This is a genomic window from Sulfurisphaera ohwakuensis (genome assembly GCF_009729055.1).
Lineage (GTDB): Archaea > Thermoproteota > Thermoprotei_A > Sulfolobales > Sulfolobaceae > Sulfurisphaera > Sulfurisphaera ohwakuensis.
Genome location: NZ_CP045484.1, coordinates 589,855 through 604,849, shown reverse-complemented (window position 1 = coordinate 604,849; position 14,995 = coordinate 589,855). Strand labels below are relative to the sequence as shown.

Annotated in this window: 17 protein-coding genes and 1 pseudogene; 8 read left to right on the top strand and 10 right to left on the bottom strand. The window is 33.0% G+C overall.

Translation table 11 applies throughout. The features are described from left to right. Positions 1–800 precede the first annotated feature (800 nt). The 3 genes from D1869_RS03665 (at position 801) to rnhA (ending at position 2,576) form a co-directional block, all read left to right on the top strand. Positions 801–1,502 carry a hypothetical protein gene (locus tag D1869_RS03665; protein ID WP_156013962.1) on the top strand — a complete coding sequence of 234 codons (702 nt, stop codon included), beginning with the start codon at positions 801–803 and terminating at the stop codon, positions 1,500–1,502. Between the two features lie 304 nt (positions 1,503–1,806). Beyond that, the gene (locus tag D1869_RS15100) at positions 1,807–1,971 is read left to right on the top strand and encodes a hypothetical protein (protein WP_184650982.1); all 165 of its coding nucleotides are present in this window, start codon (positions 1,807–1,809) and stop codon (positions 1,969–1,971) included. Positions 1,972–2,126: 155 nt separating this feature from the next. After that, a complete protein-coding gene (gene rnhA, locus D1869_RS03660; protein ID WP_156013961.1) occupies positions 2,127–2,576 on the top strand; it encodes a ribonuclease HI in 450 nt (149 codons plus the stop codon). A 161-nt stretch (positions 2,577–2,737) separates the two neighbouring features. Here the strand turns inward: rnhA and D1869_RS03655 are convergent, their stop codons facing one another. Next, a complete protein-coding gene (locus D1869_RS03655) occupies positions 2,738–4,621 on the bottom strand; it encodes an AMP-binding protein (RefSeq protein ID WP_156013960.1) in 1,884 nt (627 codons plus the stop codon). A gap of 599 nt (positions 4,622–5,220) precedes the next feature. On the opposite strand from D1869_RS03655, the gene D1869_RS03650 reads away from it, so the two are divergent. Further along, positions 5,221–6,813 (top strand): thiamine pyrophosphate-binding protein, encoded by a 1,593-nt coding sequence (locus D1869_RS03650; RefSeq protein WP_156013959.1) that lies wholly within the window; start codon positions 5,221–5,223, stop codon positions 6,811–6,813. Positions 6,814–7,227: 414 nt separating this feature from the next. Here D1869_RS03650 and D1869_RS03645 read toward each other — a convergent pair whose 3' ends face one another. The 4 genes from D1869_RS03645 to D1869_RS03630 all read right to left on the bottom strand — a co-directional run bounded on the left by D1869_RS03645 (position 7,228) and on the right by D1869_RS03630 (position 8,848). Then, entirely contained in the window at positions 7,228–7,551 is a 324-nt protein-coding gene (locus D1869_RS03645; protein ID WP_156013958.1) for a nucleotidyltransferase domain-containing protein, read from the bottom strand. Continuing rightward, complete coding sequence (locus D1869_RS03640; protein ID WP_156013957.1) at positions 7,527–7,904, bottom strand: HEPN domain-containing protein; 378 nt, start codon at positions 7,902–7,904, stop codon at positions 7,527–7,529. Before D1869_RS03640 ends, D1869_RS03645 begins: the two co-directional genes overlap by 25 nt. A 204-nt stretch (positions 7,905–8,108) precedes the next feature. Beyond that, complete coding sequence (locus D1869_RS03635; RefSeq protein ID WP_156013956.1) at positions 8,109–8,507, bottom strand: pepsin/retropepsin-like aspartic protease family protein; 399 nt, start codon at positions 8,505–8,507, stop codon at positions 8,109–8,111. Next, positions 8,480–8,848, bottom strand: coding sequence for a ribbon-helix-helix protein, CopG family (locus tag D1869_RS03630; protein ID WP_156013955.1), 369 nt, complete (start codon positions 8,846–8,848; stop codon positions 8,480–8,482). The genes D1869_RS03635 and D1869_RS03630 overlap by 28 nt, the downstream gene beginning before the upstream one ends. Positions 8,849–9,503: 655 nt before the next feature. Between D1869_RS03630 and lrs14 the strand changes: the two genes are divergently transcribed. Next, positions 9,504–9,875 carry an Lrs14 family HTH-type transcriptional regulator gene (gene lrs14 / locus D1869_RS03625; protein ID WP_156013954.1) on the top strand — a complete coding sequence of 124 codons (372 nt, stop codon included), beginning with the start codon at positions 9,504–9,506 and terminating at the stop codon, positions 9,873–9,875. Here lrs14 and D1869_RS03620 read toward each other — a convergent pair. After that, entirely contained in the window at positions 9,855–10,184 is a 330-nt protein-coding gene (locus tag D1869_RS03620; RefSeq protein WP_156013953.1) for a hypothetical protein, read from the bottom strand. The genes lrs14 and D1869_RS03620 overlap by 21 nt on opposite strands. A gap of 53 nt (positions 10,185–10,237) precedes the next feature. Here D1869_RS03620 and D1869_RS03615 point away from each other — a divergent pair, with 53 nt between their 5' ends. Then, positions 10,238–11,023: a DUF929 domain-containing protein gene (locus D1869_RS03615; protein ID WP_156013952.1), complete on the top strand. Its 786-nt coding sequence runs from the start codon at positions 10,238–10,240 to the stop codon at positions 11,021–11,023. A gap of 90 nt (positions 11,024–11,113) precedes the next feature. On the opposite strand, the pseudogene D1869_RS03610 reads toward D1869_RS03615, so the two are convergent. Next, positions 11,114–11,395: pseudogene (locus tag D1869_RS03610) on the bottom strand (HEPN domain-containing protein); the annotation flags it as partial. A gap of 121 nt (positions 11,396–11,516) precedes the next feature. Continuing rightward, the gene (locus D1869_RS03605; RefSeq protein WP_156013951.1) at positions 11,517–12,749 is read right to left on the bottom strand and encodes an RNA-guided endonuclease InsQ/TnpB family protein; all 1,233 of its coding nucleotides are present in this window, start codon (positions 12,747–12,749) and stop codon (positions 11,517–11,519) included. 114 nt (positions 12,750–12,863) lie between these two features. Here D1869_RS03605 and D1869_RS15295 point away from each other — a divergent pair, with 114 nt between their 5' ends. Further along, entirely contained in the window at positions 12,864–12,995 is a 132-nt protein-coding gene (locus D1869_RS15295; RefSeq protein ID WP_231113692.1) for a nucleotidyltransferase domain-containing protein, read from the top strand. A gap of 248 nt (positions 12,996–13,243) precedes the next feature. Here the strand turns inward: D1869_RS15295 and D1869_RS03595 are convergent, their stop codons facing one another. Both D1869_RS03595 and D1869_RS03590 read right to left on the bottom strand, forming a co-directional pair. Further along, positions 13,244–13,384: a hypothetical protein gene (locus D1869_RS03595; protein WP_156013950.1), complete on the bottom strand. Its 141-nt coding sequence runs from the start codon at positions 13,382–13,384 to the stop codon at positions 13,244–13,246. Between the two features lie 98 nt (positions 13,385–13,482). Further along, the gene (locus tag D1869_RS03590; protein WP_156013949.1) at positions 13,483–13,860 is read right to left on the bottom strand and encodes a metal-sulfur cluster assembly factor; all 378 of its coding nucleotides are present in this window, start codon (positions 13,858–13,860) and stop codon (positions 13,483–13,485) included. A 252-nt stretch (positions 13,861–14,112) separates the two neighbouring features. On the opposite strand from D1869_RS03590, the gene D1869_RS03585 reads away from it, so the two are divergent. Continuing rightward, positions 14,113–14,637 (top strand): DUF488 domain-containing protein, encoded by a 525-nt coding sequence (locus tag D1869_RS03585; protein ID WP_156013948.1) that lies wholly within the window; start codon positions 14,113–14,115, stop codon positions 14,635–14,637. The last annotated feature ends 358 nt before the right edge of the window (positions 14,638–14,995 follow it).

Here is a 14,995-nt window from a genome sequence, read left to right as displayed (position 1 = left end):
TATATAAAAATTTATTCCAAATAGACTAGATTATGACAGAAATTCTATTATAGATAAAACTAACACCTCTATACCGCGTTAAAACACTTACAAGCTGTAAGAAGCAAAGATACTCTAAGCCTTATTTCATAGTAAATGTTAAGGGAAAACAAAACTAATCGATACAGAATGTGACTTATTGATCCCATATTTAACCCTTCTTCAACATCTTATGTTAGGATGATACTATTATTCCTTCACAACTGATATAAAAAAGTATAAAGATTAAATAATTGGTAGCAGACATTATATTATGTTAAGTTTCATAAATCTTCATGATCTGATTAAACCCCTATCTTTATATCATAGAAGAAAAAATTGAGCTCTATTACTTTATCTATAAAATAGCATCTAAAGAGTCTACTTTAGATTAGTTTAATCAATATTTTCATGAAGAGCTGTTAAGAAATCCGTATAGAAAAATACATGTATTAAAATCAGCCGAAACATACGCAATAGCTGGTGATAGGGGCACGGCATTTAATATTATTAAAAAGTATGAGAATAAACTAGATGATAGTGACCTAGTAAATACGGCTACTTTAACTGAGTGTTTATTAGGTAATAAGCCAAAGTTCAGTCCTTTACTGAACTTTTATGTTTTAATAACTTGTGCACATTTAGTAAATGACTATAACCCGGTAGATGATTTCCTTAAGTTAAATCCGGATGAGGAGACTTATTCCTATTTTTTAAGGAATATTGCTTTAAGAGACGAGAAAACCCCCGCTAGAAAGGAGCTCATAGAAGAAGCTATAAAGATGTTGGCAGAAGTTGGGGATGAAACAGAACTCTTTATGGATACTGCCGTTATAGCGATAGCACTGAGGAGTATTGGGTATGAAAGGTATAAGGATTACGTTAAAAGATTAATGAAAAACAAAGGACTTACAGACGAAATGATACTAATGAAGATGTATGCCTTAACTAGATATTACGCAACGTTTAATGAGAAGGATAATTTAGAACAACTCTTCAGAAGTCTAACCTTCGCTCCAGTCACCCTTAAAGGGACGAGGAAAAGAGGTATTAGAGAGATACGTGAAAAAGCTAGAGACACTATGGTGTTAGCATCACTCCTAGCATATGTTTTAACTAAAGATGATAAGTATTTAAACAAAACTCTTGATCTATACAGAACTGTAGATTGGGAGGATGAGTTTGATTTCAAATTGGACCTAGTGCATAATATCCTAATTAGTGTTGACAAACCTGAAGTTGTGTTTTCAATATTACAGGAGCTCGAAGAGAAAAAGATAATCGAAAGCGAATTTATAGTTCTCTTGGCACCTGGGCTAAGTGCAACGTATCTCAATATTGGCAAAGATGATAAGTTAATAGAGTATATTTTAAAACGTATAAGAGATTACGGAACTAAAATATTATTTATAGAGAAGTTTATAGAAAATCTTGCATGTGAACAGTTATCGCGTAAATTTAATGTTCCAGTAGGATTTTGCTAGCTCATATTGTATAAAGGGTAATATAAGTGAAGAAGTCCCTCAATTTCATAGGGAGATCTACGCTAACTTTGACAAAACCGACGCCACACTTACTGGAACAAAGAAAAGTTCTTCATAAATTTACGGAAACGTGATTTACGCCTTAGAGACCGCTTTAATTTTTATTAGGATTAGAACGAGACGTTATCCAATTTGTTAAGAATGGAAATTGTAGGATAGTACTAATAAGAAATTGGGCTGAATCCTTTTTCACGTTAATAAAAATCTTTTTATATTTGATAATGTTAAAATTTTTCCGATAAAGATGATCTCTCACACCGATGTGGGCTATGCCCAAAAGGGTGAGGGAGATAACGGAGATGTGAGTCCCGTGCCGTTGGGCTCAAAGGAGTCCCATGACCCACAGTGGTTGAGGACTAAGTCCCTACACTCTCTCATTGAAGATAAAATGAGTGAAATGAAAGTGTAGGGACAAACGGTAAGATAATATTATGATGAATAAAGACATTTATCACTTAGAAAGAAAACCCCTTTTCCACGATAGATTAATTTTTTACGACATATATTCTGAAAGAATATAAGCTTTAAGATAAACTAATTTTTAACCATTAACATTACTACTCTATGATAATCGGTTATTTTGATGGTTTATGCGAACCTAAAAACCCTGGAGGAATAGCCACTTTCGGCTTTGTAATCTATTTAGATAATAGAAAAATTGAAGGTTATGGTTTAGCTGAGAAACCTTTCAGTATTAACTCAACAAATAACGTAGCCGAATATTCTGGATTAATATGTTTAATGGAAACAATGTTAAAACTTGGAATTTCTTCCCCAATAATTAAGGGAGATTCGCAACTCGTAATAAAACAAATGAATGGTGAGTACAAGATTAAGGCTAAGAGAATAATCCCACTTTACGAAAAAGCGATCCAATTAAAGAAGAAACTAAATGCTACCCTAATCTGGGTACCTAGAGAAGAAAATGAAGAGGCTGATAGATTAAGTAGAGTAGCTTATGAATTAGTAAGGAAAGGAAAGTTAAGAGATACAGGATGTATAACATTAACCTAGCCAAAGATTTTATATGATAAAAAAGACATATTCCTTATTCAGAAATTATGTAATTTAATAATAGAATAAAATAAATATATTTCTTTGTAAATGCGCAAATGCATATTGAAAGATTTCTATGAAACTATATATAGGAAATTCATCCAACTCTAAGCTTCTAATTAACTTTTATCGATTACTTTAATTTCTGATAAAGCTTTCTTAGCTTCTTCTATGCTAGTTTCGTCTTCAAGAGTAGAGATATCACCTACCTCATTACCACTTGCTAAAGCTCTTAACACTCTTCTCATTATTTTCCCAGTTCTAGTATGAGGTAATTTGTTAACGAAAATTACATCCTTAATTATGGCAATAGCACCGAAATTCTTTCTTACACTCTCAACTATCTTTTGCTTAACGTAATCTAGGTCTTTAGCACCTTCTTTAGGAACTGCAAATATTATTATTACTTCACCCCTTATTGGATCATGAACGCCTACAGCCGCAACCTCAGCAACTTCTGAAATAGAAGCAGCGTTTTCGACTTCAGCAACTCCTATCCTATGCCCAGCTACTTTTATAATATCATCACTCCTTCCAAGGATATACAAATAGCCCTCTTCATCTAAATAACCAAAGTCCCCAGTCTCGTAATAACCAAACTTAGCATAATAGTTTTTATACCTCTCATCATTCCACAACCCAATCATAAAAGCTGGAGATGGTGTAGTGATTATGATATTTCCAGGCCTTCCTATAGGTACTTCATTTCCATTATCATCGACAACTTTAATTTCAATTGATGGCAAGGGCAAACCCACACTACCGTCTTTTATCTTTAGAAAGCCATAATAAGATCCTCCAGGTGAAGCAATATATCCAGAGTTTTCAGTCTGGCCCCAGACCTCAAATATCTTCTTAGCCTTTACGTTTCTCCTTAACCAGTTTAATGCTTCTAATCCTAAACTCTCACCAGCTGTAACAAATATTTCTAGGCTACTTGTGTCATATTTATTTATGTATTGTTCACCATATTTCATTAACACTTTAATCAATGTAGGAGCTGTCCACACATATTCCACATGATATTTTTCTATTATCTCCCACATTACACCTGGATGAGGATAATCCAAAACACCTTCAATCCATATTGCGGTCCCATAATTTAATAAAACACCATATAAACTGTAAGAGTGTCCGTTAATCCAACCAAGGTCTGCAGTAGTTAATAATTTTCTATTCCTAGAAAAATCATAAAGCCACTTTACGTGAGCGTAATCCCAAACAGTATAAGATCCCATAGCGTGGACTATTCCTTTAGGTTTCCCAGTAGTCCCAGAAGTATAAAGTATAAATAAGGGATCTTCTGAATTAGTTTTCTCGACCTCAATAAAAGGAGATAACTTTAATATTTCATTAAAATCTACATCTCTTTCCTCCTTAAAATCACACTTACCTTCCCTATTTAGAACAACTACTTTTTTCACATTCACTTGACTTTCTTTAATAGCCTCATCAACGATTGACTTTAGTTCTATTGTTTTTCCTCTTCTGAAAGTGACGTCAGCAGTAAAAATTATCTTAGGTTTGGCACTTCTAATCCTATCTGCTAAAGCTTTAACACCAAATCCAGAAAACACTACAGTATGAATTGTTCCGGCCCTTGCAGAGGCTAACATTGTAGCACCAGCCTCAACTACCATAGGCATATAAATTAAAACTGTATCACCTTTTGAGGCATGTTCTCTAATGAATTTTGCAATTTTAGCTGTCAATTCATATAAATCTAAGTACGTATATTTCTTCTCCTTCCCTTCCTCATTTAACCAGATTATAGCAGTCTTTTCTCCCATACCTTGCTTAACCCATCTATCTAAAGCGTTATAGGCAATGTTTATTTTACCTCCAACGAACCATCTATAATTATCTGGTGATTTATAACTAAGAACTTTAGTGTAAGGATTAAACCAGATAAGCTCCTTAGCTATCTCATTCCAAAATTCTTCTGGGTTTTTAATACTCCTTTCCCAGATTTGGCGGTATTCCTCTAGGCTTATATCCTTCATTAATATAGTTTGCTATTAACTATCTTATAACTGTATATACTGTATAAGACTTATAAATTCTAAACGCATCTTCTTAGCTAAATATATTAGTGAATTTGCTTTTAACAATTAATATTCTTATGTGTAAAACTTTACTAAAACTATAAGGAGAACATAATACTAAATTCTTTTTATAATTTGCAATTGTTTATGCAAATATTCTACAATGAGGGCAGCCCTTATATCAAGACTTTATTTAAGGTTATTAGAATAGAAATTGATGAGATAATAATATGGTAAAGAAAATTCCCATGAGGAGAGATATTCTAGGATTGTTTACGTGTCTTGGACGATTCACGGCTCTATTGCAGATTGTAATATTCTCTGCTAAATCAATATAATTCAGTAAACAAATAATACATTTATGCTAAACTATTCTGGGTAATCTAAATTATAACGTTATTATCATATGCTTTTACACACTTCCATATGTTAATATTACTTAATACATATTTAATAGTTAAAATCTCACTCTAATAAGACAAACGAACTAGCAAAAATATGACTCACTTGGATTCTTAAAACAACAGATTAATTTATGAGAATAATAATAGTAATATATGGGTAAAACAACAGCCGAGCTTCTAATTGACACAATTTCTTCCCAAGTAACAGATGTATTCGGAATACCAGGCACCCACGGTTTATTATTATATGAGGAACTCAGAAAGAGAGTAAGTAAGGGGGAGATAAAATATTACATGCCTAGATTAGAATATGGAGGAGCCATAATGGCAGATTATTACGCTAGATTAAAGGGAAATGTTGGAATTTTCCTGTCAGTTAATGGTCCGGGCTTTACTAATTCTTTGACTGGTCTAGTTGAGGCCTATTCTGAAGGTTCGCCTCTTGTATTAATATCTCTAAATAAGGAATTTAAATATAGGCATAGGAAGCAACTTCATGATTCTGGGTATTATGATTTGCAATTAGAAATGGCCCGACAAGCAACTAAGGCCACTTTTAGAATTTACTCCCCAGAAGACGTTCCAATTATAATGGAAAAGGCTTTTAGAATAGCTCTAGAGGACAAGATGGGACCAGTTTACATAGAAGTTCCCGTTGATCTACTGGAGGAGAAGAGTAATATTGAAGAGTATAAGACTAACAAGAAGATCAATAGGACATTAGTTTACCCTACAAAAGAGGAAATAAGGGAAGCAGTAAATTTCCTAAGTGAATGTTCAAAACCAATTCTATTGTTAGGTTATGGTGCATCTAGATCAAACATCATAAACTACATTGAGAGATTAGGAATTCCAGTATTCACTACTATCAGAGGAAAAGGAAGTATTCCAGAGAATCATCCTTTATATGCCGGAACAATATTTAACCTCACTGAAATCCCCGGAGATTGTCTCATAGCAATAGGGACGTCTTTCAACGATCTTGAAACTAATAAATGGAGTATTAAAATGCCAAGAAGAATACTTCATGTAGACCCAGACATCAATGTATTTAATACTTCCTTTAGTGCGGAAGTTACTGTAAAAGCTAGTGCTGAGACATTTCTAGAAGAAATAGTTGAAAGGGTTAATTTGCCAAAATGGAGTTATAAAGTAAGTGAGAAAAACTACAAAGAAAGTAATAGCGAGATAACCCATGATTATTTAGCTAAAGTTCTAGATGAGACATTAAGCGAAGATAGAGTTATAATTACTGACGCAGGGACTAATCAGGTTATGGCAATGGATATAAAAGTGTATAGGCCTAATTCTTACTTTAATTCTCTTATCTTTAACGCAATGGGATCAGCGATTCCTGCTGGAATAGGAGCTAAAATTGCATCTCCAGAAAGGCAAATAGTAAGTATTATAGGAGATTTAGGATTTCAAGGTTGTTTAAACGAATTAATTACTGCAGTACAATATAAGGTCAACTTCTTAACGGTATTAGTAGAGGATGGTGTACAGCACTTTCTGAGATTAAATCAGAAAATAAGATATGGGAATACTTTTGCAACTGATGTATTTCAAATTGATTACACTAAGGTTATGGAGGGAATTGGGGTCAACGTAATTGAGGTAAAGGAAAAGGAAGATCTTAAGAAAAGCGTAGAAGAAGCTGTGGGATTATCTCTTAAGAGTCCAACAGTTCTGAGAGTCCACGTTAGCCCTAATAGTATACCTTCTAGATTATTAATGAAAAGATAACTATTAATGTAAAACATTTTACTATGGTTAAGACACTATTATTTTCTCTCAATCTTAATAAATTTAAGGAACATAGACCCTGTAAAGGTTTATAACGCTAAACCTTAGATTGTTTTTATGAGACTCTGTAGCGATGCTTGAATGTTAACGATAAAGTTAATTTAAACGAATTTGCTTTTATACTTCATTTAGATGACTAAGTCTTGAGCGATTTTATGAATTTATTATCAGTGCATACTATATTAAGTTATATTATAGTGTCGTCATTAAGGTATAAACTTATTAAGTAATGAAAATCTCTGTAAAGAGTATATGCCAAGATAAGGCTTTGTATATCTTGATTTAAATATGGAAATATAAATATTATAATAATGACACTATGAAATTACATCCATAATTAGCATTAAGAGAGATTTAAAACTCCAGTTCTTTGTATTCTTTAATTAACTTCTTAAACTCTTCAGCCTCTTTACCACAATAAACGTGAAACTCAAATTTAGGGTTCTTTATACTCTTCATTAATTCTGAGAGTACATCCAACCAATAGATGTTACAAGGGATCTCAACAAGAATGTCAACATCACTCGAAGCTATCGCAGTTCCCTTTAACCGAGAGCCGAAAAGATAAGCCTTTCCACCGTATTTTTTAGCTATTTCCACAATTATCTTAAAGTATTTCTCCTTATTCTGTTGAAAATCCTTCTCTTCTTCTTCTAACTTTCTATAATATTCAAACATTTTAACGCTTCCTCCACAAACTTTTTAGATGCCTTATATTCTTTTTCCGTGTAATTCCTTAATAAGTACCTGGAGCCTACATAAGCATCAGTTAATAAACTTATTATATACCATTTCCTCTGGATAACTCTCTTTAAACATTCATTGTCTGTAAGATCTATCAAATCTCTCAAACTATGAGTTCTAGGGAAATCTCCTTTATTCTTTAAGAGATAAGCCTTGAGCCCAAGTTGTAGTGCTTGTTCTAAATGAAACAGAGCAATATCATAACGTTTATTTTTACTATCATTCATACTCTCCTTATAAAAGTACTTAGACCTCTCCTTCAATATCTCATATAAATCTACACTCACACTTAATTAACATCATGGTTATTCAAATCGTTAACTTTTTGTTATTCATATTAAGAGTTATCGGAACTAACTCAATGAGTGTATATGAAATTATAGAAATCAATTCGCATTACATTTAGCTTCTGGGTCAGATTGTCCTTATAACATCATTTTTATATATTGTACCTATTTTTTGATTAGAAATACTATTAGACCATACTTTACTTATAACTCTGAGACTATACAGGTTTCAGAACCCTTATCTATCACTATTGATAATTGACTTAAAACCTTAAGCCCAACTAAATTTCTTCCTTCAAAGTCTCTTGGAGTGAGGACGTAAGTTTCGATTCTCTTACCTTCTAAATCGAGTAATGCCTTAGCAGTTTTCATAATTACATATCCGTTTAGCGTCGTGAAACTGAACCATGATTTCTCAGGCAATTCACCAACTAGAAATTTTACATAATCGTTATTATTGAGCATAAGTGGTCCGTCGAACCCAGTATCTACCCTGAAATTAAGCTCAAATTCTTCTCCTAGAAGATTGTATAACTTAAGAGTTAGATTCGGTTTATTATCCTTCTTAAAACACTTTAAAGTGATAAACTTCCTCCCAACCATTCCCCTTCCTCTTTAATATCTTTAGAGGGATTATATACTATAGCATGAGATACGTTAAGTTTTTTCAAAACTTCTTGGACCTCTTCAAGGGTATTATAAGCTCCGATAAACTTTCCCTTTGCGATAACTATATACTTATCATGGTACTTTGAAAGTATTTCCCTTTCCATTTTTTCAAATACCTTGTTATTTTCTTCCCTCTCTTCATTATCCCTAACCTTATTTAGCCATAAATCTATTGCTTGTTCAATCGCCTCAGACAACGTTAATCCTCTTCTTATAGCTTCAGCTTTAAACTCCCTCAGCTTTTCTTCATTTATCTTTTTTATTACTAAAGTCACCTACTTCACCAAATTTACCTAGGCAACCTGGGTTAAAAACATTTCTAATTAAAATTACTGTTAGTGCTTAATCGAGATTTGTTAAGAGTAATAAGACTAATATTGTGTTAAATTAATCACAATTTACCAAATATATACCTAAAATACTAAGAAAAACTCTTAGACGGGTCTATTTCTATACGTTAGCTTTCAGAGTAAGAAATACGGAATAAAAGTCAAGTTGTAATATTAAAATGAAACTGAAACTCGGTTTCACCCTTTCTTTTTAGTTTAAGCTGTTTTAAAGACGCATAGATTAAAGTAAAATTTGGCATTCATAAATAAGCGATACATGAAAGTGTAATTGTAGCCATACTACAAATATAATTACTTGACCTCATCTCATAGAATTTTTTTAATTAAAATAAAATAAATAATTCTATATCATAATGAATTTTTTCTTTTCATTTTAACGTTATTTCTGCACACAATTATATACATTTTTTGTGTTATACTAAAGTACGTAAAAAATCGACACTAGTACGACGTGTGAACTTTTAATTAATACAATTAAAAGGGCTTATTAAACTCTGTTTACATTTGTGTGTATTTACATATTTTTTAATATATGGTGTTTTTTAGTTACTCTAATCAAATATATTAATTGGGAATAAAAATGAGTGAAAGGTTAAAGTTTCCAGATGGTAGGGAAGTAGATATTCATGAAGTACTATCATTCCTCTATGGGTTAGGAGGTAGTGAAATCCAAGTACTTCATCTATTATTAACAGAAGGTAAAATGAGCAGTGATGAAATAGCCGAAAAACTAAAAGTATCTAAGGCTTCAATAAATAAAGCTATAAACACCTTACTAGATAAAGGACTAGTCGAAAGAGAGAAAATTACTGAAGAGAAGAGAAGAGGAAGACCAACGTTCATGTACTATGTCAGAAAGGACTACATGTATAAAAAGATAGAAAACGATACGTTAAGCCTCATATTTAACGTAAGGGAAAATATAAAGAAGCTACTGTCTGAAAGGGCATGATTGCCAATAATTTACACAGTTTTTAGCCTGTGATAAAGTTAAAACCCTATTTATTGCTTTACAATAAGTTATATACCCTTGGTTCACCTTTTTCACATCAAAATACTCGCAATCCGAATGTATGGACTCATTTAATAGATTAACGGCTGAAAAGAAGTTTATCTTTATTTCATTCTTTAAACCTAGTTCTACATAAAATTTGCAAGATTTAAAATTCTCATAACATCTAATTTTAGCTGTAACAGAATCGTCTGGTGATGGTAATAACGGTGATGTACAATAATTGTTCTTGTAATATGGGCAAACCATAGTTTAACCTTTACGCATAAGCTTATAAACTTTTAATTTTCATATTTCATAATATGAACACTAATAAATTAATTGCTGTAATTTTCGGAATAATTATTATAATCGGTATTGTAGTACTTCTCTCTCTAAGGACTCAGCAAACCATGGCTAGTGGAGGGTTAGGATATATTTTTAAAGTTAACAATATAAACTACGCTGGAAACAACACAGTTCAAATATACTTTATCAGCTGGTACGGTTGTCCGAATGGTGCTGCATCTTCATGGGTACTCTACCTAGTCTTAAGTAAATACGGTATTGTTAACGTTAAACCACATACATCAAAATTTGTTCCTAGATTGGATTCAGCCATACCCGGCTTAATCTTCCTAAACTATACTCCAAAATCAAATGTTGATTTTCATTTTATTTACCTTTATAACGAGTATTTAAATGAGACTGTGACCGGAATACCAATATCTGGAGATCAAGCAATTTATCTTGGATTGCAAGAGTTGAAAAGTGAAGTTCCTAACTGGGTTTATAAGATAGTCTACTTTTACAACATTGAGGATAAACTAGTTAATTTAAGCAATGGTTCAATAGCTTTTGCATATAAACATCTAGTGACTACATGTATTATAACTGGGCCTAAAGGAACATATGCATTTATCCTATTTCCTAATCCCATAACACCAGAAAAACTTTTACAAGCATTAAACGTATCTTCATTATCAATGGAAGAAGCTAAAAATGTTGCAGATAAATTACTAACACAAATAAATTCTGGTAAAATACCGAATATAATTCTTGAAGCTGTTAACAACTTAAACCAAATCATTATTGAAGAGAGTGAATGATTTTTTATTAATTAATTCACCAATATCATCTGCTAGATCTAGCGATAGTTTTGCTAATCTAGTTAATATCATTTTTTATGTTATTTCTTTTTACCAGTTTATATTGAAGTTTTCCCTAACCCATTTAGTCACAGTAATAGCTGAATTTAAACATTCTTCAGCTTTTCTTCTGTTATACTCAGTAAATTGCGAGTATCTTGACATTACATAATGTGGTGTGAGTAAATCACAATATCTTATAATATCATCTGGAACATTAACTCCTAACTCTTTTCCAACCTTTTCTACTAGCTCTCCTAAATCATAAGTAAAAGGGAACATTCCCTTATATTTAACAAGAAGGCCTTTTAGTGCAAACTCAACGCTCTGTTGGCTTGCAAAACAAGAAAACCAGAAGTATCCATCATCTAAATCCTTTTTGCAAGTTCTAAGAACTCCTCTCGAACCAGAATTTCTCTACCATTGTCTTTAAATATGCGATAGAGAATGTGAGCTACCCCGCCCTGAAGGGCGGAGCTTCCTGCTTCATAGCCCCACCTTGCCCGTAGCTTTTCGCTACGGGTAGAGGGTAGAGCTCCACAGGCACTAAGAATGGCTCCCACCCCGATCTCTTCAATATGTTTAAGGAAGCATTATAGTCACGATCAGTAACCCAACCACACTTAGGACAGCTGAACACACGGTCAGTCAAAGTTAACTCTCTCTTTACGTACCCGCATTTGACACACATCTTTGAAGTATATGCTGGATTTATTAACAACAGTTTCTTTCCATATTTTTCCAACTGATATTCTAGTATTCTCTTCAACTCATGGAATGCAACATCATGTAACCTCATCCTCAACTTCCTTTCTGACTCCTCCACCAGTTGTTTAACATCTATATCCTCCATTACTACAACGTCATAATGTTGTGCGAACCACTTACCCAACTTCATATAGAAGTCTTGTCTCAAGTTCTTCAAGTGTTCATAAGCCCTAGCTAACTTCACTTTTGCTTTAAACCAATTTTTCGACAAGAACTCTTTCCTCGAGAGAACCTTGTGGAGTTTCCTTATCTTCTCAAGTGCCTTCTCATAAGGTCTCAAGTTAGGGAAATAGAATCCATCACTCGTGGTTAGGAGTTTCTCTACCCCAACATCTATTGCAACTACCTTACCAGTCTTTGGAAGTTGAGAGAATCCAACACCTTCAACTATGAAGGAGACATATACTCTCTCTGAACGTGTTAGTTTAACTACCACCCTCTTTACTTTGTCAAGCGGGAAGTCCCTATGAACAATGACCTTAAACACGCCGAGATTTGATAACCTCAATAACACCAGCTTCTTCTTATTCTTCCTACTCTTAGTCCTTATTTCCCTGCTCTCAAGTATTTTCCACCCACTTTGTGGGTAAACAAGAGAGTAGTACTTATGGGGTTTCTTCTCCTTAGGAAAGTGTGCTAGACCTTTGAAGAACCTATCCCTAGCATCGTAATAACGATCGGCAATTTGCTGTACTACTTGTGAGTAGAGTTGTTGGTACTCCTTATCTTGCTTTCTTAGATCTAGAGCGAGCTGTCTTAACTCCGTTTGTGTAAGACCCTTTCCGTCCCTTTGGTAGAAATAGATATCTGCCCAGCGTAGGGTGTTGTACATCTCACATGCTAACCTCAACTGGGCTTTTAACGCCCTAATTGTTTGATCGTCAGCATATGCACGAAAGCGGAACCCTACGTTGGGCATTAATAAAATGTTCGAGAGTGGATTAAAAAATATTTCTACAAAGGGGGCTATCCATCCCCGCCTTAAAAGGCGAGGTTTTTCGCCCCCTTTGAATCCCTAAACTTTATAAACTCAATGAGCTTTGATGAATTCATAAAGAGAGTAATGGAATACTATAATGGTAATGTCTCAATAGTACTCTTCGGTTCCAGAGCTAGAGGAGATTATTGGGAATCTAGTGACTATGATATTATGGTGTTTCTCTAAAGTGTTAAAGACCCGATTGATGAAGCAGTAAAGCTTTACTCTATGAAGCAGGGATTTCCCGCAGATATCTTAGTATTAAGCGTCGATAAACTTAAGGATCCAATTATCATGAAGATGCTTGAACATAAGAAGGTTATATATGATGGTCTAAAACTTTTTACTGTATAAGCTCTTTTGCACTTAGTTTTTATTACGACTTCTGATTAGTATAGATAAGAAGTTATTTCTATCTAAAGAATTGATTGTAGCTAGAATCTCTCAAGGAACTCCAAAATTTGTTCTGCTGCAATAAGTACGCGTTTTATACTTTTTTCATTAATGTTTAACCCTTTCAGTCTTTCCTTTCCATTGTCTATCAGTGATGATAATATCTGTGGGATTGAATGCATAATGCTCTGCGGCCACCCGATATATCAGTAAGGTATCCATAGCCCTATCTAATCCGTTTTTATATAGGAAGTTTGTAAACTCTGATAGAGTATAAGATTCATGACTTGTTTTCATTCAATTCTATTCCATAAGTTTCAGCCCATTGCTGAACAATATCATAACCATATTTTCTCCTGAATTCCTCTCTACCCTCTTTGGTCATCATTAATGGAGTCCATTGCGTTTCTAAGTCTAAATCTACATTTATCTTTTTAGCTGGAACTCTCTCCTTAATTACCTGCTCTACAGTATAAGCTATATCTTCAGTTACCGGACAGGCTGGAGTTGTTGCACCCACTCGTATATATACTTCTCCGTCATCACTAATTTTAAGATCGTAAATCAAACCTAAATCAACTATATTTATCGGTATTTCTGGATCATAGACCTCTTTTAAACCTTCTATTATACTATTTTTCCATTCCTCCTTATTCATGTGTAACCATTTATCTTGGATACTAATTATACATAACCCTAATAGATAAGGTTTTAGTCAGTTCATGAATTTTTCCTTTTAGTTTATGATTATATTTGAATGGGTAAGATATTACAAGTTTTCCTATATATGCAATGTTCTTGTCAGTTTCTGCGCTTCATAATGCATAAACATCTTCTATGTTTATAGAAATATAGTACTTAGTTAGATTTTACTAGAAAGTTAATATTATACGCATATGAGATAAATTATATGAGAATATATACAATTGGACATTCGAATAGATCGGTTGATAAATTTTTAGAAATATTGAAAGTATTCAAAATACAAGCATTAGTAGACATAAGAAGATGGCCTAAAAGTAGGAAATACCCGCATTTTAATTATGAAAGTTTAAGAGATGTTCTTCCAAGATACGGTATAGAATACGTATGGGAAGAAAGATTAGGAGGATATAGGAAATTCGGTAAGGATATAAAGGATGAAGGATTAGGTAAATGTTTTAAGAGTGAAGGATTTAGAGCTTACTCTACTTATATACTTAGGAGTAAAGAAGCAAAAGAGGCTCTTGAGACAATAGATAAGATGGCTAGACAAAAGGCTGTGGCTATAATGTGTGCTGAAATACTACCGTGGAACTGCCATAGGAAAATAGTTTCTGACTGGTTTATGGTGAAAGGTTATGAAGTAATTCACATAATTGATCTAAATAATACTATAAAGCATAAATTAACCGCATGTGCGGATATAAGTAATGGGGATTTAACGTACAAATAATTGTGTATATATCGGTCTTTCCTTATTACAAAGCTGCGAGTAAGAAGTGATTACTTATATTTTTCCCTTTTTGATCTTAGGCTAATAATGCAATTCAAAATTACTCAACTATGTAGTCATTTACAAATCATAATATTATTTATTTGATTACCTTTACTCTAGGCGATTTCCTTCATTTGCTCTTGGGTTAAATTAAAGAAATAGAGATTTACAATATTCGTCCATAACTTAAAGAGAGATAATGTCTTTAAATTTACACAAAAACATTGTAGTTCATGATCAAACTCTGTATGATAGCTTCATCATAAGAAATCTTTCAATCAAAAATTAAATATAATCTGTATTACTTACGAAGTGA

Coding starts and splice junctions, on each gene's coding strand:
- D1869_RS03655 (WP_156013960.1), bottom strand. CDS start 4,621: ATGAAGGATATAAGCCTAGAGGAATACCGCCAAATCTGGGAAAGGAGT.
- D1869_RS03590 (WP_156013949.1), bottom strand. CDS start 13,860: ATGAATAAGGAGGAATGGAAAAATAGTATAATAGAAGGTTTAAAAGAG.
- D1869_RS03595 (WP_156013950.1), bottom strand. CDS start 13,384: ATGCATTCAATCCCACAGATATTATCATCACTGATAGACAATGGAAAG.
- D1869_RS15100 (WP_184650982.1), top strand. CDS start 1,807: ATGATCTCTCACACCGATGTGGGCTATGCCCAAAAGGGTGAGGGAGAT.
- D1869_RS03620 (WP_156013953.1), bottom strand. CDS start 10,184: ATGGTTTGCCCATATTACAAGAACAATTATTGTACATCACCGTTATTA.
- D1869_RS03605 (WP_156013951.1), bottom strand. CDS start 12,749: ATGCCCAACGTAGGGTTCCGCTTTCGTGCATATGCTGACGATCAAACA.
- D1869_RS03615 (WP_156013952.1), top strand. CDS start 10,238: ATGAACACTAATAAATTAATTGCTGTAATTTTCGGAATAATTATTATA.
- rnhA (WP_156013961.1), top strand. CDS start 2,127: ATGATAATCGGTTATTTTGATGGTTTATGCGAACCTAAAAACCCTGGA.
- D1869_RS03635 (WP_156013956.1), bottom strand. CDS start 8,507: ATGGTTGGGAGGAAGTTTATCACTTTAAAGTGTTTTAAGAAGGATAAT.
- lrs14 (WP_156013954.1), top strand. CDS start 9,504: ATGAGTGAAAGGTTAAAGTTTCCAGATGGTAGGGAAGTAGATATTCAT.
- D1869_RS03650 (WP_156013959.1), top strand. CDS start 5,221: ATGGGTAAAACAACAGCCGAGCTTCTAATTGACACAATTTCTTCCCAA.
- D1869_RS15295 (WP_231113692.1), top strand. CDS start 12,864: ATGAGCTTTGATGAATTCATAAAGAGAGTAATGGAATACTATAATGGT.
- D1869_RS03645 (WP_156013958.1), bottom strand. CDS start 7,551: ATGTTTGAATATTATAGAAAGTTAGAAGAAGAAGAGAAGGATTTTCAA.
- D1869_RS03665 (WP_156013962.1), top strand. CDS start 801: ATGTTGGCAGAAGTTGGGGATGAAACAGAACTCTTTATGGATACTGCC.
- D1869_RS03585 (WP_156013948.1), top strand. CDS start 14,113: ATGAGAATATATACAATTGGACATTCGAATAGATCGGTTGATAAATTT.